Origin of the sequence: Pseudomonas knackmussii B13 (genome assembly GCF_000689415.1) — a bacterium.
In the GTDB taxonomy this organism is placed as follows: Bacteria; Pseudomonadota; Gammaproteobacteria; order Pseudomonadales; family Pseudomonadaceae; genus Pseudomonas; species Pseudomonas knackmussii.
The window spans coordinates 4,879,742-4,900,576 of sequence record NZ_HG322950.1; the positions used below are offsets into that span (position 1 = coordinate 4,879,742).

Here is a 20,835-nt window from a genome sequence, read left to right on the forward strand (position 1 = left end):
TGAAGATGACGGCGCGCAACATCCTGGTGATCAACTGCGGCAGCTCGTCGATCAAGTTCGCCCTCGCCTGCGAGGCTCGTGAGGGTTTCATTCTCCACGGCCTGGCCGAACGCTTGGGCGAACCCGGCGCCGTGCTCGCCTGGCAGCAGGGTGACTTGCGCGACAGCATCGACCTGCAGGGCGCCGGCCACGAAGCCGCCCTCGCCCACCTGCTGCCGCTGGTGGAGAAAGCGCTGGACGGCCCGCTGCACGCCATCGGCCATCGCGTCGTGCATGGCGGCGAGCGCTTCACCCAGGCTTGCCGCATCGACGCCGAGGTCCTTCGGGCGATCCGCGACACCGCGCCCCTGGCGCCGCTGCACAACCCGGCCAACCTGCTCGGCATCGATGCCGCCATGGCGCTTTATCCACAGCTGCCGCATATCGCCGTGTTCGACACCGCCTTCCACCAGAGCCTGCCACCGCGCGCTTACCGCTACGCCGTGCCGGAGCCGCTATATAGCGAGCAGCACGTGCGCCGCTATGGCTTCCACGGCACCAGCCACCGCTACGTCTGCCATCGCGCCGCCGAGATCAGCGGCCTGGCCCTGGGCGACAGCAACTGGCTGTCCGCGCACCTGGGCAACGGCAGCTCGACCTGCGCCATCGCCAACGGCCAGAGCCGCGACACCAGCATGGGCCTGACCCCGCTGGAGGGCCTGATGATGGGCACCCGCAGCGGCGACGTCGATCCGAACCTGCACAGCCACCTGGCGCGCACCCTGGGCTGGAGCCTGGAGCGCATCGACCACATGCTCAACCACGACAGCGGCCTGCTCGGGCTGTCCGGCCTGTCCAACGACATGCGCACCCTGGAGCACGCCCGCGACCAGGGCCACGCCGGCGCCGCGCTGGCCATCGAAGTGTTCTGCTATCGCCTGGCCAAGTCGCTGGCCGCCATGACCTGCGCCCTGCCGCGGCTGGACGGCATCATCTTCACCGGCGGCATCGGCGAGAACTCGCCGCTGGTGCGCAACCTCACCGTGCGCCACCTGCATGTGCTGAACCTGGAACTCGACGGCGAAGCCAACGCCCGCTGCGTGCGCGGCGTCGAAGGGCCGATCCACCTCGCCGGCCACCCGCGGGTGCTGGTGATCCCGACCAACGAAGAACGCCAGATCGTCCTCGACACCCTGGCCGTGCTCGGCTGAAGATTGCGCCTTCGCCCCACAAGGGCAGCTCGAACCCGAACGGCTTAAGGAGCCCGGATGCACACCTTCTTCATCGCCCCAACCGGCTTCGGCGTCGGCCTCACCTCGATCAGCCTCGGCCTGATCCGCGCCCTGCAGCGCGCCGGCCTGAAGGTCGGCTTCTACAAACCCATCGCCCAGCCGCAACCCGGCGACGACGGCCCGGAGCGCTCCAGCGAGCTGGTCGCCCGCACCCACGGCCTGAAACCGCCGACACCGATGCCACTGAGCAAGGTCGAACGCATGCTCGGCGACGGCCTGCTCGACGAGCTGCTGGAAAACATCATCCGCGAGTTTCAGGCGACCGCCGAAGGCCAGGACGTGATGATCGTCGAAGGCATGGTTCCGACCCGCCACGTCAGCTACGCCGCGCGCGTCAACTTCCACCTTTCGAAGAGTATCGACGCAGAGGTGATCCTGGTTTCCGCGCCGGAGAACGAGACGCTCAACGAGCTCTCCGACCGCCTCGATATCCAGGCCCAGCTGTTCGGCGGCCCGCACGACCCGCAGCTGCTCGGGGTGATCCTCAACAAGGTCCGCGATATCGACGAAGAAGGCCGCCCGCTGGAAGGCGAAGCCGGTGCGCAACGCTACGCCCAGCGCCTGCGCGAACATTCGCCGCTGATGCGCAATGGCGACTTCCGCCTGCTCGGCTGCATCCCCTGGCAGGACGACCTGAACGCCCCGCGCACCCGCGACGTCGCGGAGTTGCTCAATGCCGGCGTGATCAATGCCGGCGAATATGAACAGCGGCGGGTGCAGAAGATCATCCTCTGCGCGCCCTCGGTGCCGAACATCGTCCACCTGCTCAAGCCCGGCGTGCTGGTAGTGGTGCCCGGCGATCGCGACGACGTGATCCTCGCCACCTGCCTCGCCGCCATGAACGGCGTTCCGCTCGCCGGCCTGCTGCTGTGCAGCGGCCTGGCACCGGACGCACGCATCATGGAGCTGTGCCGCAGCGCCCTGCAGGGCGGGCTGCCGGTGCTCTCGGTGAACACCGGCTCGTTCGACACCGCCGGCGACCTGACCGGGATGAACAAGGAAATCCCGGTGGACGACCGCGAGCGCTCCGAGCGCGTCAGCGAGTACGTCGCCGGGCACATCGACTTCGACTGGCTGCGCCAGCGCTGCGGCGCGCCGCACGAACCTCGCCTGTCACCACCGGTATTCCGCTACCAGTTGACCCAGCGCGCGGCCCAGGCCCACAAGCGCATCGTCCTGCCCGAGGGTAGCGAGCCGCGTACCGTGCAAGCGGCAGTGATCTGCCACGCCCGCGGCATCGCCCGCTGCGTGCTGCTGGCCAAGCCCGATGACGTACGCGCGGTGGCGCAGATGCTCGGCATCGCCCTGCCGGAGGACCTGGAGATCATCGATCCGGACCAGGTCCGCAGCCGCTACGTCGAGCCCATGGTGGCGCAGCGCAAAGGCAAGAACCTGAACGCGCCCATGGCCGAGCAGCAGCTGGAAGACAACGTCGTGCTGGGCACCATGATGCTCGCCCTCGACGAAGTGGACGGCCTGGTTTCCGGCGCCATCCACACCACCGCCAACACCATTCGCCCGGCGCTGCAGCTGATCAAGACCTCGCCCGGGTACAACCTGGTGTCCTCGGTGTTCTTCATGCTGCTGCCCGACCAGGTGCTGGTGTATGGCGATTGCGCGGTGAATCCCGACCCTTCGGCCAGTGACCTGGCGGAGATCGCCGTGCAGAGTGCCGAGTCCGCGCAGGCCTTCGGCATCACGCCGCGAGTGGCGATGATCAGCTACTCGACGGGCGAGTCGGGAAGTGGCGCGGATGTCGACAAAGTGCGGGAAGCAACACGCATCGCGCAGGAAAAACGCCCCGATCTGTTGATTGACGGACCCTTGCAGTATGATGCCGCCGCCATCGCCAGCGTCGGCCAGCTGAAGTCCCCCGACAGTCCGGTGGCCGGCCGCGCGACCGTGTACGTGTTCCCCGACCTGAATACCGGGAACACCACCTACAAGGCGGTACAGCGCAGCGCCAACTGCATAAGCATCGGCCCGATGCTGCAAGGCTTGCGCAAGCCGGTGAACGATCTGTCTCGCGGCGCCCTGGTGGAAGACATCGTCTACACCATTGCTCTCACCGCGATCCAGGCCGACACGCAACACCCATGAACCCAGGAGGGCCGCTCCGCCGAGCGGCCCAGGCCAACGCCGGCACAGGAAGGTGCCACCCGAAACGCCAAGGGGCCGGGACCCCAACCACGCGCGGCGACTCCGCCGGCGCCCATGTACAAGGAACGCTCGATGCTCAATTTCCTTCCCCACGCCCTGCGAGGTTCGCTGGCCGGCCTGCTGCTGGTGATCAGCACCCTGTGCTGGTGCCTGCCGCTGCTCAGCATGTCCCTGCTCAAGCTGGTGCTGCCCTTCTCCGCCGCGCAGTCGGCTCTCAGCAAGCTGATGAGCCTGATCGCCGAGGGCTGGATCGCCTGCAACAAGGGCTGGATGAACCTGGTGCAACGCACCGGCTGGCAGGTCCAGGGCCTGGAAGGTCTGCACTACGACCATTCCTACCTGGTCACCAGCAATCACCAGAGCTGGGTCGACATCCTCGTCCTGCAGTACCAGCTGAACCGCCGCATCCCGCTGCTGCGCTTCTTCCTCAAGCAGGAGCTGATCTGGGTCCCGGTGATCGGCCTGTGCTGGTGGGCGCTGGATTTCCCCTTCATGAAGCGCTACAGCAAGGCCTACCTGGCCAAGCACCCGGAGAAAAAGGGCCAGGACCTGGCGACCACGCGCAAGGCCTGCGCCAAGTTCAAGCGCATCCCGGTGTCGGTGTTCAACTTCCTCGAAGGCACCCGCTTCACCCGCGCCAAGCACGACGAGCAGCAATCGCCCTTCCCGCACCTGCTCAAGCCCAAGGCCGGCGGCATCGCCTTCGTCCTCGACGCCATGGGCGAGCAGCTGCGCACGCTGGTCAACGTCACCATCCACTATCCGGACGGCAGCCCGACCTTCTGGTGCCTGCTCTCCGGCCGCCTCAAGCGCGTGGTGGTGCGTTTCGAGGAGCTGGAGATCCCGCGCCAGTTCATCGGCAAGAGCTACGACCAGGACGAGGGCTATCGCGCAGAGTTCCAGCAGTGGGTGAACCAGCTGTGGGAGCGCAAGGAGCAACTGCTGGCGCAGCTGCACCGCGAGTACCCGGCCAGCGCCTGAGGATTTTCTGGATTCCCGCGTTCGCGGGAAGGACGCAACGGATTCGACCAGTCGTCATCCCCGCGGACGCAGGGACCCAGCAAACAGCACAAACGAAGAAGCCCGCCAATCGGCGGGCTTTTTCATGCAGCGCTATTACTGGTACTGCTGCTGCGGCGCGGCGGTGCCCTGGGCGCCCGGCAGGGCTTTCAGGTTCACTTCGACGCGACGGTTCTGCGCGCGGCCATTGGCGTCGGCGTTGCTGGCGATCGGCTGGTCCGGGCCCATGCCGCGGGTGCTTACGCGGGTGCCATCGACGCCTTGCGAGGTCAGGTAGGCGGCCACGCTCTGCGCACGGCGCTGCGACAGGTCCATGTTGTGCTGGCGACTGCCGGTGCTGTCGGTGTAGCCGACGATCTCGATGCTGTTCTGGTTGAACTGCTTGAAGGAGTTCGCCAGGTTGTTCAGCGGGGTGTAGAAGGACGGGGCGATGTTCGCCGAGTCGGTGGCGAAGGTGATGTTGCCCGGCATGATCAGCTTGATGTCGTCACCCTGGCGCTGCACCTCTACACCGGTGCCCTGCATCTGCTGGCGCAGTTGGGCTTCCTGCTTGTCGGCGTAGTAGCCGTAGCCGGCACCGGCCAGGCCGGCGACGGCGGCGCCGATCATCGCGCCCTTGCCACGGTTGTCGTGGTTGATCGCGGCACCGGCGACAGCGCCGGCCAGCGCGCCCAGACCACCGTACTTGGCAGCCTTGCTGACACCGCCTTCCTGCGGCACCTGGGTGTTCGGGTCGTAGGGATTCTGCGCGGCGCAACCGGCCATGAGAGCGAGGACGGTGGCGGCAGCGACCATCGAGAGACTACGTGGGGTGAACATGAAGGACGACTCCTCGAATTGCGGTACGCCCGTTCTCGGGCGGCAGGTTAGAGCACAAGGTGTGCAAAAGATTCCATAGGAAAATTAAGCGCGAATGAAGGGATTTTCCCGCATCTCGTCGCCAAGACGGGTATCCGGGCCGTGGCCGGTAACGACAGTGGCCTCCTCGTCCAGGCTGTACAGGCGCTGCTTGATCGAGCGCTCGATGGTGGCGTAGTCGCCACCCCACAGGTCGGTGCGGCCGATACCGCGGCGGAACAGGGTGTCACCGGCGATCAGCAGCTTTGCACCGGGGAACCAGAAGCTCATCGAGCCCGGCGTATGCCCCGGCGTGTGCAACGCCACGCCGCAGCCGCAGGCCAGCTCCTCGTCGTCCTTCAGCCACTGATCCGGCGACGGCACCGGCTTGTAGGGCACGCCGAACATGCGGCACTGCATTTCCAGGTTGTCCCAGAGGAACTGGTCGCCCTGGTGTAGGTGCAGGGTCGCGCCGGTCTTCTCCTTCATCTGCCCGGAGGCCAGGAAGTGATCCAGGTGCGCGTGGGTGTGGATGATGCTGACCACCTTCAGGCCCAGGGCCTCCAGGCGAGCCAGGATCAGCTCGTGGTCACCGCCCGGGTCGACCACGATGGCCTTCTTAGTCACCGGGTCGCCGATGATGGTGCAGTTGCACTGCAACGGGCCGACGGGGAAGGTTTCGCGGATCAGCGCGGGCTGGGCGGCGTCCATGGGGAGGTCCTGAAAAGTGAGACAAGGCGCGAAGCGTGACGGCAAAGCCGCATCACTTCAACTCCTCCAGACTCCGGACGTGCGAACGGCGAGCCCCGCCACGCCAGCGGCGACGCGTCACAGACGAGGAAAAGCCGTCGAGCAGGTTCGAAGTTTTTCCCGTCGCCGCAACTGGTTTCAGTCGCCGCGATAGTCGGTGGGCAGCTTCCCGGTCCACTTGCGGAAGGCGCGGCGGAAGTTCGACGGATCGTTGAAGCCGAGCAGCAAGGCGATTTCGTAAAGCGGCAGGTGGGTGGTCGTCAGGTATTGCACGGCCAGGCGCTTGCGCACGTCGTCGAGCACCTGCTGGTAGGTGGTGCCCAGGCTCGACAGGTGCCGGCGCAGGCTGCGCCCGCTGGTGTGCAGCTCGCGCGCCGCGCTGTCCAGGTCGGGGAACTCGCCGGGCCGCGCCAGCAGCAGGCGGCGGATGCGGGTCAGCAGGCCTTCCTGCACGTCGATGCTGGCGAGCAGGGCTTCGCACTGCTGTTCGCACATCTGCACCGTCGCCGGGTTGGCCAGGGCCATCGGCCGGGTCAGGTATTCGTGGGGCAGACTGATGAAGTGGTATGGCTGGTCGAAGGCCACTGCGCAGCCGAACACCTCGGCATAGCGCTCGGCATAAGCCGGCGCGGAGAACGCGAAGCCGACCTCGACGCCCTGCAACGGCTCGCCGACCAGGAAGCGCGCGATGGTGTGCAGGCTGGTCATCAGGCCTTCGCTGGCGAAGCGCTGCATCGGCCCCAGCGGAATCGACTCGCTGGCGCGCAACTGCGCACGGCCATGCTCTTCGATCCGTTCCAGGTCGAAGGCCAGGCCGAGCACACGGTAGTACTTCAGGGCGAAGTCGATGGCCCGCTCCAGGTTGGCGCTGGAGAGCACCGCGTAACCGAGGATGCCGTGGGTGGAGACGTTCAGCCGCTGCCCCAGCAACAGGCCGAAGGCAGGCTCGCCGCAGTGCGTCAGGGCAGCGCCGGCGAGCAGGTTGAAGTCGATGAAGGACAGGCGCCCGGCCGGGCTCTGCAGCACCTCGGGGCGCACGCGGGCCAGTTCGAGCAGGCGCTGGCGCGGCACGCCGAGCTCCTCGGCGAGATCCAGCAAGGCCTGGGCATAGGCCACCGGAACGAGTTCGGCGGTGAAGGTGAGCGGTTGCTTCATGGCTTTTTCTTGTTATCGCCACTGGCCGGATATGACCGAAATGTTGGCAGAAGATAACCTTGTGACACTAGTCCGGCAAGCCCAAAGTAGCTGCCATGGACACCCACAACAATGGAGCCGTCATGGCCAGCACGACCCCCGCAGGACTGGAAATCAAGCCCCGGCACATGGACTTCGAGCTGCCCGATCCCCTGCCGCGCCACTGGCACGGCGGAGACGCCTTCCGCTCCCATCTGTTCGACGCCATGTCGGTGCTCTTCCCCGACGGCGAGCGCTTCTTCATCGACTCGGTGCGCAACTTCCGCGAGCAGATCAGCGACCCGGTGCTCAAGGAGCAGATCCGCGGTTTCATCGGCCAGGAAGGTCACCATAGCCGCGAGCACCTGACCTACAGCCAACGCCTGCGCGACCTCGGCTATGACATCACGACCATCGAGAAGCGCGCCCAGGCGCGCATCCGCTTCACCCAGAAGAAATTCCCCGCAAAGCGCCAGCTGGCTGCGACCGCCGCGCTGGAGCACATCACCGCGATCATGGCCAACGGGCTGTTGACCGACCCACGCACCATGGAAGGGGCAGATCCGGTGATGCAACGCCTGTGGCGCTGGCACGCCCTGGAGGAAACCGAGCACAAGGCGGTGGCCTTCGACGTCTACAACCAGGTCTGCGGCAACCGCGACCTGCTGCGCCGGGCAATGCGCATGGCGACCTTCTTCTTCGTCCTCGATACCTTCCGCGGCCTGGTGCACATGCTCAAGAAGGACGGCCTGCTGTGGAACTGGCGGGTCTGGCGCGACGGCCTGAAATGGAGCTGGGGCAAGCACGGCGTGTTCCGCCCGCTGGTGCGCGAATACCTGGACTTCTTCAAGGACGACTTCCATCCCTGGCAGCACAACAACCTCGACCTGCTGTACCAGGTGCGCAAGGAATACGACCCGCAGCCGCTGGCCCATGCGGGCTGATTCCCCTCCTCCGTCGACGCCCCGGACTGCCGGGGCGTTGTCATTTCAGGAGCCTTGCCTCTCGTAGGAGCGAGCTTGCTCGCGAATCGCCCGACACGAATGCCTAGTCTGTAGGGCGAATAACCCCGAAGGGGTTATCCGCCATTTTCGTGCCGGGCGGCGGCGCATAACCGCGAACGCGGTTATGCGCCCTACGGGTGGATCGGCGCGGGGCTTTTCGCGGACGAATCCGCTCCGACGCCGGACAGCCCTCGTCGCGAGCAAGCTCGCTCCTACAGGGCGGGCGCAACGAAAAAAGCCCCGGACACCCCGGGGCTTTTTGCATCGTTCATCCACGTCAAGCGTGCAGGAAGCGCAACGCATCCGCAGCCGACTCCTGGGGAATCTCCTCCATCGGCACATGCCCGACTCCCGCGTAGGTCTTCACCTCGATGCCCGGCAAGTCGCGCTGCCATAGCGGCACGTGGCGCGGCGAGATCCAGCGGTCGCGCTCACCCCACATCAGCAGCGTCGGCGCCTTGATCCGCGCGACTCGCTCCGGGGCGGTCGGCAGCTCCTCGCGGTTGGCCTTCACCAGCACGCGGAAGATATCGATCATCGCCCGCCGATTCCCCGGGCGGCGGCTGATGTCGTAATAGCGGTCGACCACCCCCGGCTGGATGCGCCTGGCGTCGCCGTAGACTTCCTTGATGCCCTGGGCCACCAGGGCGCGCGGCATCCAGGCCGGCATCAGCAGGCCGGCGCCAGGCAGCACCGCGCTGGCGATCATCAGCGGCACCTTCTGCATGTAGTAGCCGGCCGGATCGACCAGGATCAGCCGCTCGACCCGCTGCGGATGCTGCGCCGCGTAGTTCCAGGCGATGTAGCCGCCGAGCGAGTTGCCGGCGACGGACACCCGGTCAAGGCCCAGGCGATCGAGGAACTGGGCGAACACCCGGACCAGGCGCTCGCCGCTGTATTCGCGATCACGCCCGGCACCGGTCAGGCCGAAGCCCGGCACGTCCAGGCGAACGATACGGAAGTGCCGGCCCAGTTCGGCCACCCAGCCGTCCCAGGTATGCAGTGAAGCCATCACCCCGTGCACCATCACCAGCACCGGTTTGTCGTGGCTGCCTACGTCGCGGTAGTGGATGCGGAACCCATCCACTTCGATGAAGCGCGAGCCGGTTTCCGGCGCGGCGTAGCGGGCGATCAGGGCGTCCAGCGGCAGGGCGCCGAAGCCGAAGCGGGCGAAACCGGCCGCCAGCGGCGGCTGCAGGGCGTAGGTAGCGGACATGGGGCACTCCGGTGCTTGTTGTTCTTGAGGCCCGATCACACCACAGCGCGACGCACGACGCGCCCAACCTAGGGCTGGGGCGCAGACCTGCAGAGGCTGTTCACCAGCAGGTCGCCGAGCACCCGCTTGACCTCGCCGATGTCGTGCCCGGCAGGGTCGCCGAGCAGCTCGTGGGAGGCCGACTCCATCGCCCAGAGCAGCGCCAGGTAGGTCAACGGCGCATGCTGCAAGCCATCGGCGAGGAAGCGCTCTTCGAGCAGCGCCTGCAATTCGCGCAGTGCCTCGCGGCGATGGCCTGCCAAGGGCGAGCCGGCGCGCAGCGCTTCCTCGTGCATCAGGCGGATGATCGGCCCCACGGCCAGGTGATAGTCGAAGAAGCGCTCGATCATCGCGCGCAGCCAGGCCTCGCTGCTGCCGGCGACGGTACGCATCTCGCGGAAGCGCATGAGCAGCAGCTGCACCGCCGTGCGGTAGATGCCTTCGAGCACGTCGAGCTTGCCGTCGAAGTACTTGTAGAAGGTGCGCCGCGACACCTTGGCCGCCGCCAGCAGGTCGTTCACCGTGGTCTCGGCCAGGCCCCTGGCGACGAACACCGGGATGCTCGCCAGCTGGATGTTGGCGCGTTGCAGATGGTTGACCAGCGGCCCCTCGGCGTTACCTTCCTGGCGGGCCAATGCTCCGTAGCCACCCAAGTCCTCGAACACCGCCAGCACCGCTCCGGATTCCTGTCGCGTCATGTCCCCTCCACCCAACCAAGGCGCGGGGTGACGGCGACCGCGCCCGTCGCTAACCTAGCCTTCCGCCCTTCGCGCAAGGAAAGCCCGTTCGTGCCGAACCTATCACGCCGCCTGCTCTGGCCGCTGGCCATCCTTTTGCTGGTTGTCGGCCGCAGCGCCCTGGCTAGCGGCGAGCTGTACTACCTCGGGCAACCCATTCCGGATATCCAGCGCGCCTGGACCAGCGAGGACTACCAGAAGCTGATCGATGCCCTGCAGGCGCTCGACAAGACCCAGGCCAACGCCCTGCCCCGGCGCAGCGGCGAGTTCACCGGGCCGATCTACCAGCGCATGGTCAGCGAAGACAACTTCCGCCCGCAGATGAACATCTACGCGCCGCTGGAGTTGCGGCAGAACGAGGCGCGCGAAGTGCTGTTCAAGCTCAAGGAGCTGATGCGCCTGTACTTCGACTTCCGCGCCGCGATGCAGCCCTACGGCGCCGAGGCGCTCGGCCTGATGAGCTACTCGCTGCGCGAACAGGCGATCCTGTTCAATCTGACCGTCGAATTCTGGATGACCCTGGCGCAGAGCGAGCAGCGCAACCCGGTGCGCCTGAAGGGCATGCAGGAAGCCAAGGCGGCGGCTTCGATGCTGACCAGCAGCGCCCTCGACTACCTGGGGCTGACCGCGCAGTTCGAGCGCCAGGACCTGGTGCTCTACAGCGCCGAGCTGTCCAAGCAGATGCCCGAACTCTTCGTCCACCTGCCCGGCGAGGTGCGCGGCCAGATGCTGGCTCGCGTGCAGCAGTTCGCCGAGCAGCATCCCTACCCCGAAGTGCGCGGCAACATGCATGACCTGCTGCCGGTGCTGCAGAACATCCAGGCCGATGTGCAGCGCCAGCTGGCGGCCCCAGTCAAGGGTGCGGCGGCACCGCCGACCCTGGACCTGAGCGCACCCAAGGAATAAGCGCGGGATCTAGCGCAGCAGGCCCAGGCTCTTGGCTCGCGCCACAGCCTGGGTGCGACGCTCCACGCCCAGCTTGTCGTTGATGTGGCGGGCGTGGCTCTTCACGGTGTGCAGCGAGATGAACAGCCGCTCGCTGATTTCCTGGTTCGAGCAGCCCTGGGCGATCAGCTCAAGCACCGCCAGTTCGCGGCCGCTCAGGCAGTCGGCCTGGGCCACTCCGCGTTCGCTTTGCTCCGGCAGGCGCTCCTGCAGTGCGCGTTGCAGCGGACAACTGGCGCGGCCGGCGAGTTGTTCGCGTAGCCACTCAGGTTCCTGGGTCAGCAGCACCTGCAAAGGCAGCAAAGCGCCGCCAACCGCGGCTTGCAGGCAGTTGCCCAAGGCCTCGCGCGCTTCGCTTTCGCGTCCGCCCTGCAGCAGCAAGAGCACCAGCAACGCCTGTGCATAACTCGCTGGCAGCGTGGTGCCGGCCTGCTGTGCAGAAGCCGTCAGGGTGCGCAGGCGGCGCTCGGCTTCTTCCGTGCGCCCTTCCAGACCGGCCAGCAGCGCCCGCAGCAACTCGATGCAGTAAGGCAACTGCGGATTGCATTCCGGCGGGGTGGCGGGCTGTTCGCCCGAATAGGTTTCCCCCAGGCGCTCGAGCCAGGCGCCGGCCAGTTCCAGCTGGCCCTGGGCGAGCCACAGCTCGCACTTCACCAGGGTGATGACCGAGAGGTAGTAGACCGGCGGCACGTCCCAGACGTGCATCAGCCGCTCGACCTCCGCCAATTGGGCGAAGGCCTGGGTGAAATTGCCCTGGCGCCCTTCGAGGCTGGCCAGTACCGCGTAACCGATGACCAGGTTGACGTCGCGGCAGCCGCGCCCTTCTTCGATGCCGGCGCGCAGCCATTTGCGCGCGTCCTCCGCCTGCAGGCTCAGGCAGCGCAGGTAGCCCTGGTAGACCAGCAAACGTCCGCGCAACGCGCATAGCGTCTGTGCGCGGGCAAACCATTCAGTCGCGCCAGCCCCTGCTCAAGTTCGGACTCGGCCCTTCGTACCTCGCCACGCGCCTGCAGCACGCGGGCGCGGTCGTAATGCACCAGCGCCTCGAGCAACGGATTGCCGACGCGCTGCGCCAGCTCCAGCGCCTCGCGGTTCAGGCCGCGCGCGCGCCACGAATCGCCACGGACGATGGCCAGGTTGGCCAGGCTGGAGAGGCACATCAGGCGCGGTCCGGAACGCTCCGCAGGCAGATGTTCGATAGCCTCTGCGCAGTGCCTTTCGGCGAGTTCGATGTCGCCCCGTCCTCGGGCGATGATCCCCGCCAGCGCTTGCCACTGGGCCAGCAAATCGCGCTGTGTGGCAGCGTCGGGAGCCGGCAGGAAGCGCGCCAGCTGCGCGGCCAATTCTTCGGCAGCGTCGAGTTGGCAGGCCAGCGCCAGCGCCCAGCCGTACAGCACCACCAGTCGCGGGGCGCTGGCCAGCAGGCTGTCGGGGAGGTCCATCTTCCAGCGCAGCAGGGTGGCGACGTTCTGTTCGGCGAGCAACTGCTCTTCGGAAAGACTCTGCACCAGGCTGGCCGCAACTTCCGGATGGCCGGCACGCAGGGCCTGGTCGACCGCTTCGTCGAGCAGCCCGCGGGAACTGAACCAGCGGCACGCGCGCAGGTGCAGCGCCGCCGCGGAAGGACCGGCCGCCGGCAGATCGCGGGTCAGCAGCAGGTCGGAAAACAGGTGGTGATAGCGGAACCAGACGCCCTGGTCGTCCAGCGGCACGAGGAAAACCTGGTGACGCTGCAGGTGGCGCAGGATCTCCGCACTTTCATGGCTGTCGAGCAGGACGTCGCACAGCTCGGCGCAGAAGCGCTCGAAGCGCGCGGTCTGCAGCAGGAATGCCTGGACCTCCGCGGACTGCTTGTCGATCACCTCTTCCAGCAGGTAGTCGCGGATTAGCTCTTCGGCACCGGTGAGCGGGACTTCGCAGCCCTGCGCGGCCCCTTCGGGATGCGCCAGCAGCCAGAGGCGCAATCCGGCAATCCAGCCTTCGCTGCGTTCGATCAGGCGCTCGATGACTTCGCCACTGACTCGCGAGCCGCTGGCGGTAACCAGTTCGAGCATTTCCTCGGCGGTCAGGCGCAGGTCCTGCTCGTTGAATTCGAGCAACTGGCGCGACAGGCGCAGGCGCGCCAAGTGCCAGTCCGGCCGCTGGCGACTGGTTATCAGCAGCACCAGGCCGGCGGGCATGTGGTTGAGCAGGAACTGCAGGCAGCGGTCGAGGACCACGCCCTGTGCCAGGTGATAGTCGTCGAGCACCAGCAGCAGCGGCGTCTTGGCGCTGAGCTGTTCCGCCAGTTCGTCGAGCAGGCCATCCAGCCAAGCTTCGAAGGCGAACGGCTGGTGGCGCTGGCGCATCTTCAGGATGGCCAGGGCGTCATCGCCCAGGCTCGGGAAGTATTGACGCAGCCCTTCCAGCAGGCGTTCGAGGAATCGCCCAGGGTCGCAGTCGCGCGCGCTCAGGCCGAGCCAGAGGCTGCGCCAACCGTCGTCGAGGGATTCGCAGAATTCGATGGCCAGGGAGCTCTTGCCAAAGCCGGCCGGCGCCGAGACCAGCAGCAACCGCCCATCGAGCCCGGTGCGCATGCGTTCGCACAGGCGCGGGCGATAGACGTCCCCCGCCGGCAGCGGCGGGCGATAGAAACGGCTGCCGATCGCAGGTGCAGACGCCTCCTGGCGGATTGGCAGAGTCGAGAAGTCGGTCATTGCGCCTGGCTCTTGCTCTAGCTCTTCTAATGGAACATCAGTCGCCGAGACTAGTCGCTTGCCCAGTCCATTTGAAGTCGAATTTGTTACCTGTCGCGGCGCTTTTCCACTCATTTCTTCAGAACTTGCCTACAAACGCACGCCACCTTCAAGTAACTGAACCGACTAGACAAGCAGAAATTCCCTCATTCGATAAGGAAATAGCGCCCTATCAGTAGGTCCGGATCGTCTACGGAAATCAGAATCCTGGCAAATGACAGCCGAAAAAAAACCGGCCCGAAGGCCGGTTTTTCAGCAAGTGACCTCGCCCTTAGCGCACGCCGTCCTGACGCAGCGCAGCCGGGGTGAAGTCGCTTTCCGAGGCGGTGTAGTTGAAGTCGTAGGCCGACTTCTCCTCGTTCTTCAGGCCCAGCACCAGGTAACGGCCGGACAGCAGGTCGTACAGGGTCTCGGCGGTGTACCACGGCACCTGGTGGTCGTAGTAGTACTGCGAGAAGGCCTCGGCCACGCGCCACAGGGTGCCGCGACCGTCGTAGTGGTCGATCTCCACGGCTTGCCAGGTGTCCTCGTCGATGTAGAAGTCACGCTTGGCGTAGATGTGGCGCTCGCCCGGCTTCAGGGTCGCAGTCACGTGCCATACGCGGTGCAGCTCGTAGCGGGTCAGGTCCTGGTTCAGGTGGCCGGGTTTGACGATGTCGGCGTACTTCAGCTTCGGATCGTCGAGCTTGTAGTTGTTGTACGGGATGTACAGCTCCTGCTTGCCGATCAGTTTCCAGTCGTAGCGATCCGGCGCGCCGTTGTACATGTCCAGGTTGTCGGCGGTACGCAGACCGTCGGCGGCGGTGCCGGGGCCGTCGTAGGAAACCTGCGGGGCACGACGCACGCGGCGTTGGCCGGCGTTGTAGAGCCATGCCAGGCGCGGTTCCTTGACCTGGTCGAGGGTCTCGTGGACCAGCAGCACGTTACCGGCCAGGCGTGCCGGCGCGGTGACTTGCTGCTTGAAGTAGAACAGCACGTTGCTCGGCTTGCTCGGGTCGTAGTCCTTCAGGTCGGTGCGGAAGACGAATTCGTCCTGGAAGTACACCGGCGAGAAGGTGCCGTTGACCTGCGGGGTCATCTGGGTCACCAGACGGCGCACGTGGCCGCCACGGTAACGGGTGATGTGGTTCCAGATGACTTCCAGGCCGCTTTGCGGAATCGGGAAGGGGTTGGCGGTCTGGAAGTTCTGCAGGCCGTTGCCGCCTTGTACCAGGGTGGCAGTGGTCGCGTTCTTCTTGGTCGCTTCCAGCACGGCGTCGGGCATGGTCGCGGTGCGGTGCGACGGGTACACCGGCATCTTGTAGGTGTCGGGGTAGCGCTGGAACATGGCCAGCTGGCCGGGGGTCAGCTTGTCCTTGTACTTGTCGGCGGTCTGCGCAGTGATGGTGAACAGCGGTTTTTCACTGGCGAACGGGTCGGAGAGGAAACCCTTGCTGTCGGCGGTGCCGGCAGTCTTGGACAGGCCGCCAGTCCAGGCCGGGATGCTGCCGTCGGCGTTGCCGGCCTTCTCGGCGCCCACCGGGGTCAGGGTGCTGCCCAGCTTGGCGGCGTCGCCGGCGGATACCGCCGCGAACACCTGGGTGGCCAGCAGGCTCAGAGCCAGTGCGCTGGTCTGCAGCAGAATTCTTTTTGTTCTCATTATCGCGTCGTCCTCGAGTGGGTCGTTACTGCTCGCGCGGCCTCCGTGGTGCCGCACTCGCGATCTCCGGTCTGCTATGGGCCCGCCGGCTCGCGCCGGCGGGCGTTTCGCTTAGAAGTTCATGCCAACGCTGAGCGCGACGTAGTCGCGGTCGTCGACGGTGGAGTACTTGCCGTCGAAGTAGTTGGTGTAGGAGAGGCTGGCGGTGTAGGTGTTCAGGTAGTCGGCATCCACACCCAGGCTGATGGCCTTGCGGCCTTCCTCGAAGTTGCCGCCCGGGCCGGGGGAGTAGCCGTCGACATCGTGCGACCAGGCCACGTTCGGCTTCAGGTTCACGCCGGCGAAGACGTCGTTGTAGTCCCAGATCGCGCGAGCGCGGTAGCCCCAGGAGTCGGCGGTGGTGAAGCCTTCGCTCTCGCAGTTGCGGCTGACGTTGTTGGCGTTGGTAGTACCCAGGGTGCTGGCGTTCAGCGCCTGGCAGGTCGGCGCGCCGTTGAGGGTGCCGGCCAGCGGGCCGGGGCCGAACACCGGGTCACGACCGTAGCGCGCCTTGGACTGGCTCTCCAGGCCACCGACGTGGGTCCAGCCCACTTCGCCGACCAGGGTCAGACGTTCCGCGCCCATCACCTGGTCGATGAACTGGGTGAAGGTGGTCTGCAGCTGGGTGATTTCCTTGCGCTCGTAGCCGTGGATGTCCTGGCCGGCCTGGCCGTTGAGCACCGAGGCGTTGCTGTAGACGTGGTTGCCGCCGATGGCCACCGGGTCCAGACCCGCGTAAAGGATGTCGGTGGTGTTCAGCTGCACAGGAGCGTTCGGCCGGTAGCTGATTTCACCTTGCCACGCGGTGCCGGTGGGCAGCGTGGTGGAGAAGCTCAGGCCATACAGGTGGATGTCTTCCGGATACTCGATGAAGTAGCTGGAGTTACCCGCCATGGCCACTGCACCAGCTTGCGCGGCCAGCGTCGGGCTGATCGCCGCCAGGCTGGTGATGCGGCTATTGATGGCGTTGACCTTGGCGACCGACGCACCGCTGCCGCTGAAGATCGGCAGGCGGGTGTGGTAGTTCATGTAATAGCCGCCGAACTCGGTGTTCAAGGCATCGGCGAAGTACTTCAGCGACAGGCCGTACTGGCCGCTGTCGCGGGCATCGCGATCCGGGCCGCGCGGCACGATCACACCTTCGCCGTAGGCCGACTGGGTCACCGCCAGGTTCGGGCCGAGCAAGCCGTTCAGGGCGTTGATCGAGGCGCGGTTGTTGCTCAGCACCGCCAGGTTGTTGGAGCAACCGTCGGCAACCACGTCAGGCTGGGAGAAGAAGGTGCCGCAGTTGTCGACCACCGTCTGGTCCCACTCCAGCTGGTAGAAGCCTTCGGCGGAGAGGTTGTCGGTGAGGTTCTGCGACAGATAGAACATGTTCACCGGCACCAGGGCTTCCTTGATCTCGGAGCCCGGGCGGCGGAAGGCGGAGACGTCCACCGGGTTGATCACGCTGATGCCGTTCTGGATGAAGGTGCTCTCACCCCAGTTCACCACCTGCTTGCCCAGGCGCACGTTACCCGGCAGTTCGCCGATGGTGTACTTGTGGTAGATGAAGGCATCCAGCAGTTCGGCGCCCTTGCCTTTGGCGGCGGTCTTGCGGCCGCTGTCCTCGATCGGCTTGAAGTTGGTGTCGTCGTCCTCGACGGCCATGTCGTACCAGTACTTGCCGCGCAGGAAGACGCCGGTGTCCTGGTATTTCAGTTCGAGGTCATGGATGCCCTTGAAGATCTTCGAGAAGGCGTCACCGGACTTGTAGTTCAGGTGGCCGTCGTCGGAGGTCTGCGACAGCCCCTTGCCGCCGTTGTTCACCCCGATCAGGTTCTTGTTCGGGTTCTGGGTCGACCAGCTGGCCCCGATGGACAGCGAGGAGTCGAAGGAGCCCTCGATTTCCCCAATGTTGAAAGTCACCGCGGAAGCCGGGGCGGCGAGCGAAGAAGCCAGGCTGACGGCCAGCGGCAAACGCGCCAGGCGCCAGATTTTCCTCATTGTTGTCATCGACGCTACTCCATGTGTTTTTTGTTATGAGTGGCGCCGACTATAGCCAGCCCCCCGATACCCTTGATCCCTCGAAAGTGTGATTTCGCACTCGAACCGGTCAGCGAGGCGCGGACTAGAGGGGGCGGCGATTGCAACAGAAATGAAACGGGCCGCGCCAAGCGCTTGCTTGGGCGGCCCGTGGGCTGTGGCGGGGCTCAGACGGTAGAGAGGAACTCGCTGCCGGACTCCTGCCAACGGGCGATATCGACGCGAATGCGCTTCTTGTCGAGCTTGCCGACGCTGGTCTTGGGAACTTCAGTAACAACGGCGATCTGCGACGGAATCGCCCACTTGTTGATATGGCCCTGCTCGACGAAAGGCTTGAGGTGTTCCTTCAGGCCCTTGGCGTCCAGCTGCTGGCCATCGACGAGCACCAGCAGGGCGAACGGACGCTCGCCCCACTGCGGGTCGGGTACGCCAACCACCGCTACTTCACGTACCGCCGCATGGCGGCTGATGAGGTCTTCCAGCTCCAGCGAGGAGAGCCACTCGCCGCCGGTCTTGATGACATCCTTGATGCGGTCGCGGATGTCGATGTAACCCATGCCGTCGAGCGTCGCGACGTCGCCGGTGTGCATCCAGCCGCCGGCCCACAGCTCTTCGCTCTTCTCCGGCTCGTTGAAGTAGCCCTGGGTCAGCCAGGGCGCACGCAGTACCAGCTCGCCCTGGGTCTCGCCGTCGTGCGGCTTGAGCTCGCCGTGCTCGTCCATGATGGCGGCGTCCACCATCGGCACCGGCACGCCGGCCTTGATGCGATAGGTGGTGCGCTCGTCCTCGCTGCCGGCCATCAGCTCGTCGTTGAGGTAGGCGCAGGAAATCAGCGGGCAGGTTTCCGACATGCCGTAGGCGGCGGTCAGCTGCACGCCACGGGTCTTGGCCGCCTCGTAGAGCGCACGGTTCAGTGCGCTGCCACCGATGATCACCTTGAGCCCGCCGAAGTCGTGGCCCTTGGCGCTGGGCGCGTTGAGCATCATCTGCAGGATGGTCGGCACGCAGTGGGAGAAGGTCACCTGCTCCTCGCGGATCAGCCGGCAGAGCATGTCCGGCTCGTAACGGCCCGGGTACACCTGCTTCACGCCGAGCATGGTCGCCACGTACGGCACGCCCCAGGCATGCACGTGGAACATCGGGGTAATCGGCATGTAGACGTCGGCGTTACCCATCAGGCGGATGCTGTCCAGGCTGCCGATGGTCGAGGCCATGGCCAGGGTGTGCAGCACCAGCTGGCGATGGGTGAAGTACACGCCCTTGGGATTGCCGGTGGTGCCGGTGGTGTAGAAGGTGGTCGCCACCGAATTCTCGTCGAAGTCGGGGAAGGCGTAGCGCGGGCTGGCTGCGGCGAGCAGCGCCTCGTATTCGCCGACGCAGTCGGGCAGCGGGCTGCTCTTGTCCGCGCCGTCGGTCAGCAGAAGGGTCTTCTGCACCGTGGTCAGCTGGCTGGCGATGCCCTGGTAGAGCGGCACGAACTCGGCGTTGACCAGCACGAAGCGGTCCTCGGCGTGGTTCATGGTGTAGAGGATCTGGTCCGGCGAGAGGCGGATGTTGATGGTGTGCAGTACCGCGCCGATCATCGGAATGGCGAACATGCACTCCAGGTAGCGGTGGCTGTCCCAGTCCATCACGGCGACGGTATCGCCGGCCTTCACGCCGGCTTCGCTGAGCACGTTGGCCAGGCGCGCGACCCGCTCGTTGAAGGTGGCGTAGTCGTAGCGCACCAGATCCCGGTAGACGATCTCGCGGCTGCGCTCGTAGCGCGCCCCGGAGAGCAGCAGGCTCTTGATCAGCAGGGGGTACTGGTAGGCATTGCCCGCGGCGGGGAGGAGTCGGGTCTTGAGCATCGTCGGCTTACCTGTCGGATCTTGTACGGGAGAAAGAATGCTGCCGACTCTAGGGCCCAGACCATGACCGTTCATCCATCCAAAGAGTGATTTGCGGGTGACTCTTTGGCGCGATCCGGTCACGCGGTAGAATCGCCCCCGCCCGGTCGTTCACGACCGTCCCCAGAACAAAAGCCAAGAGGTAGTTTTGCCATGTCCGAAATCGTCATCGTCAGCGGCGCCCGTACTCCCATGGGCGGTTTCCAGGGCAGCCTGGCCGCGGTGTCCGCCGTCGACCTGGGTGCCATCGCCATCCGCGAAGCGGTCGCCCGCGCCGGTATCCAGGCCAGCGATGTCGAGGAAGTGATCATGGGCTGCGTGCTGCCCGCCGGCCTCAAGCAGGGCCCGGCCCGCCAGGCCGCGCTGAACGCCGGCCTGCCGAGCGCCGCCGGCTGCACCACCATCAACAAGCTGTGCGGCTCGGGCATGAAGGCCGTGATGCTGGCCCACGACCTGCTCAAGGCCGGGACCAACCAGGTGATGATCGCCGGCGGCATGGAGAGCATGTCCAACGCCCCCTACGTCCTGGAGAAAGCCCGCACCGGCCTGCGAATGGGCCACGGCGAGATCAAGGACCACATGTTCCTCGATGGCCTGGAAGACGCCCGCACCGGTCGCCTGATGGGCTCCTTCGCCCAGGAAACCGCCGACCAGTACGGCGTGACCCGTGAAGAGATGGACGCCTACGCCATCGAGTCGCTCAAGCGCGCCCAGGCCGCCATCAAGGACGGCTCGCTGGCCAGCGAAATCGTTCCGGTGACCGTGACCACCCGCAAGGGCGAGGTCGTGGTGAAGGACGACGAACAGCCGCTGACCGCCAACCTGGACAAGATCCCGGGCCTGAAGCCGGCCTTCAAGAAGGACGGCACCATCACCGCCGCCAACGCCAGCTCGATCTCCGACGGCGCCTCCGCACTGGTCCTGATGACCGCCGAGGAAGCCGCTCGCCGTGGCCTCAAGCCGCTGGCCAAGATCGTCGGCCACGCCACCCAGAGCCAGGACCCGAGCGAGTTCACCCTCGCCCCGATCGGCGCGATGACCAACCTGTTCAAGAAAACCGGCTGGAACAAGGACGACGTCGACCTGTTCGAGATCAACGAAGCCTTCGCCATGGTCACCATGCTGGCCATGCGCGAACACGGCCTGGACCACGCCAAGGTCAACGTCTACGGCGGCGCTTGCGCCCAGGGCCACCCGGTCGGCTCCACCGGCTCGCGGATCATCATCACCCTGATCAACGCCCTGCAGAAGAAAGGCGGCAAGCGCGGCGTGGCCTCGCTGTGCATCGGCGGCGGCGAAGCCACCGCGGTAGCCATCGAACTGCTGTAAGGCTGTTACCGGTAACGCGAAGGGCGC

Annotated in this window: 14 protein-coding genes and 1 pseudogene; 6 read left to right on the top strand and 9 right to left on the bottom strand. The window is 66.0% G+C overall.

What is annotated here, in order from left to right; genetic code table 11:
• The first annotated feature begins 5 nt into the window (after positions 1-5).
• From PKB_RS22845 to PKB_RS22855, 3 genes are all read left to right on the top strand, one after another.
• The gene (locus PKB_RS22845) at positions 6-1,190 is read left to right on the top strand and encodes an acetate kinase (protein WP_043257674.1); all 1,185 of its coding nucleotides are present in this window, start codon (positions 6-8) and stop codon (positions 1,188-1,190) included.
• Positions 1,191-1,247: 57 nt separating this feature from the next.
• On the top strand, positions 1,248-3,371 hold the full coding sequence (gene pta, locus PKB_RS22850; protein WP_043254788.1) for a phosphate acetyltransferase: 2,124 nt from the start codon (positions 1,248-1,250) through the stop codon (positions 3,369-3,371).
• 132 nt (positions 3,372-3,503) lie between these two features.
• Positions 3,504-4,412 carry an acyltransferase gene (locus PKB_RS22855; protein WP_043254791.1) on the top strand — a complete coding sequence of 303 codons (909 nt, stop codon included), beginning with the start codon at positions 3,504-3,506 and terminating at the stop codon, positions 4,410-4,412.
• Positions 4,413-4,547: 135 nt separating this feature from the next.
• On the opposite strand, the gene PKB_RS22860 is transcribed toward PKB_RS22855, so the two are convergent.
• The 3 genes from PKB_RS22860 to PKB_RS22870 all read right to left on the bottom strand — a co-directional run bounded on the left by PKB_RS22860 (position 4,548) and on the right by PKB_RS22870 (position 7,193).
• The gene (locus tag PKB_RS22860; protein WP_043254793.1) at positions 4,548-5,270 is read right to left on the bottom strand and encodes a YiaD family glycine zipper/OmpA-like lipoprotein; all 723 of its coding nucleotides are present in this window, start codon (positions 5,268-5,270) and stop codon (positions 4,548-4,550) included.
• 84 nt (positions 5,271-5,354) lie between these two features.
• Positions 5,355-5,999: an MBL fold metallo-hydrolase gene (locus PKB_RS22865; protein ID WP_043254795.1), complete on the bottom strand. Its 645-nt coding sequence runs from the start codon at positions 5,997-5,999 to the stop codon at positions 5,355-5,357.
• Positions 6,000-6,176: 177 nt separating this feature from the next.
• Entirely contained in the window at positions 6,177-7,193 is a 1,017-nt protein-coding gene (locus PKB_RS22870) for an AraC family transcriptional regulator (protein WP_043254797.1), read from the bottom strand.
• Between the two features lie 122 nt (positions 7,194-7,315).
• Between PKB_RS22870 and PKB_RS22875 the strand changes: the two genes are divergently transcribed.
• Positions 7,316-8,155, top strand: coding sequence for a metal-dependent hydrolase (locus PKB_RS22875; RefSeq protein ID WP_043254799.1), 840 nt, complete (start codon positions 7,316-7,318; stop codon positions 8,153-8,155).
• A gap of 337 nt (positions 8,156-8,492) precedes the next feature.
• Here PKB_RS22875 and PKB_RS22880 read toward each other — a convergent pair whose 3' ends face one another.
• Both PKB_RS22880 and PKB_RS22885 read right to left on the bottom strand, forming a co-directional pair.
• Positions 8,493-9,431, bottom strand: a complete 939-nt coding sequence (locus tag PKB_RS22880) for an alpha/beta fold hydrolase (RefSeq protein WP_043254801.1) — start codon at positions 9,429-9,431, stop codon at positions 8,493-8,495.
• 68 nt (positions 9,432-9,499) lie between these two features.
• Positions 9,500-10,168 (bottom strand): TetR/AcrR family transcriptional regulator, encoded by a 669-nt coding sequence (locus PKB_RS22885; RefSeq protein WP_043254804.1) that lies wholly within the window; start codon positions 10,166-10,168, stop codon positions 9,500-9,502.
• A 90-nt stretch (positions 10,169-10,258) separates the two neighbouring features.
• Between PKB_RS22885 and PKB_RS22890 the strand changes: the two genes are divergently transcribed.
• Positions 10,259-11,113 (top strand): hypothetical protein, encoded by an 855-nt coding sequence (locus PKB_RS22890; protein WP_043254807.1) that lies wholly within the window; start codon positions 10,259-10,261, stop codon positions 11,111-11,113.
• Positions 11,114-11,122: 9 nt separating this feature from the next.
• Here PKB_RS22890 and PKB_RS22895 read toward each other — a convergent pair.
• From PKB_RS22895 to PKB_RS22910, 4 genes and pseudogenes are all read right to left on the bottom strand, one after another.
• A pseudogene (locus tag PKB_RS22895) lies at positions 11,123-13,848 on the bottom strand (winged helix-turn-helix domain-containing protein).
• A gap of 310 nt (positions 13,849-14,158) precedes the next feature.
• Entirely contained in the window at positions 14,159-15,526 is a 1,368-nt protein-coding gene (locus tag PKB_RS22900; RefSeq protein ID WP_043254810.1) for a DUF1329 domain-containing protein, read from the bottom strand.
• 111 nt (positions 15,527-15,637) lie between these two features.
• Positions 15,638-17,560, bottom strand: a complete 1,923-nt coding sequence (locus tag PKB_RS22905; protein WP_043254811.1) for a DUF1302 domain-containing protein — start codon at positions 17,558-17,560, stop codon at positions 15,638-15,640.
• A gap of 197 nt (positions 17,561-17,757) precedes the next feature.
• Positions 17,758-19,440, bottom strand: coding sequence for a fatty acid--CoA ligase (locus tag PKB_RS22910; RefSeq protein WP_043254814.1), 1,683 nt, complete (start codon positions 19,438-19,440; stop codon positions 17,758-17,760).
• A gap of 192 nt (positions 19,441-19,632) precedes the next feature.
• Here PKB_RS22910 and PKB_RS22915 point away from each other — a divergent pair, with 192 nt between their 5' ends.
• Positions 19,633-20,808, top strand: coding sequence for an acetyl-CoA C-acyltransferase (locus PKB_RS22915; protein ID WP_043254816.1), 1,176 nt, complete (start codon positions 19,633-19,635; stop codon positions 20,806-20,808).
• Positions 20,809-20,835: the final 27 nt, after the last annotated feature.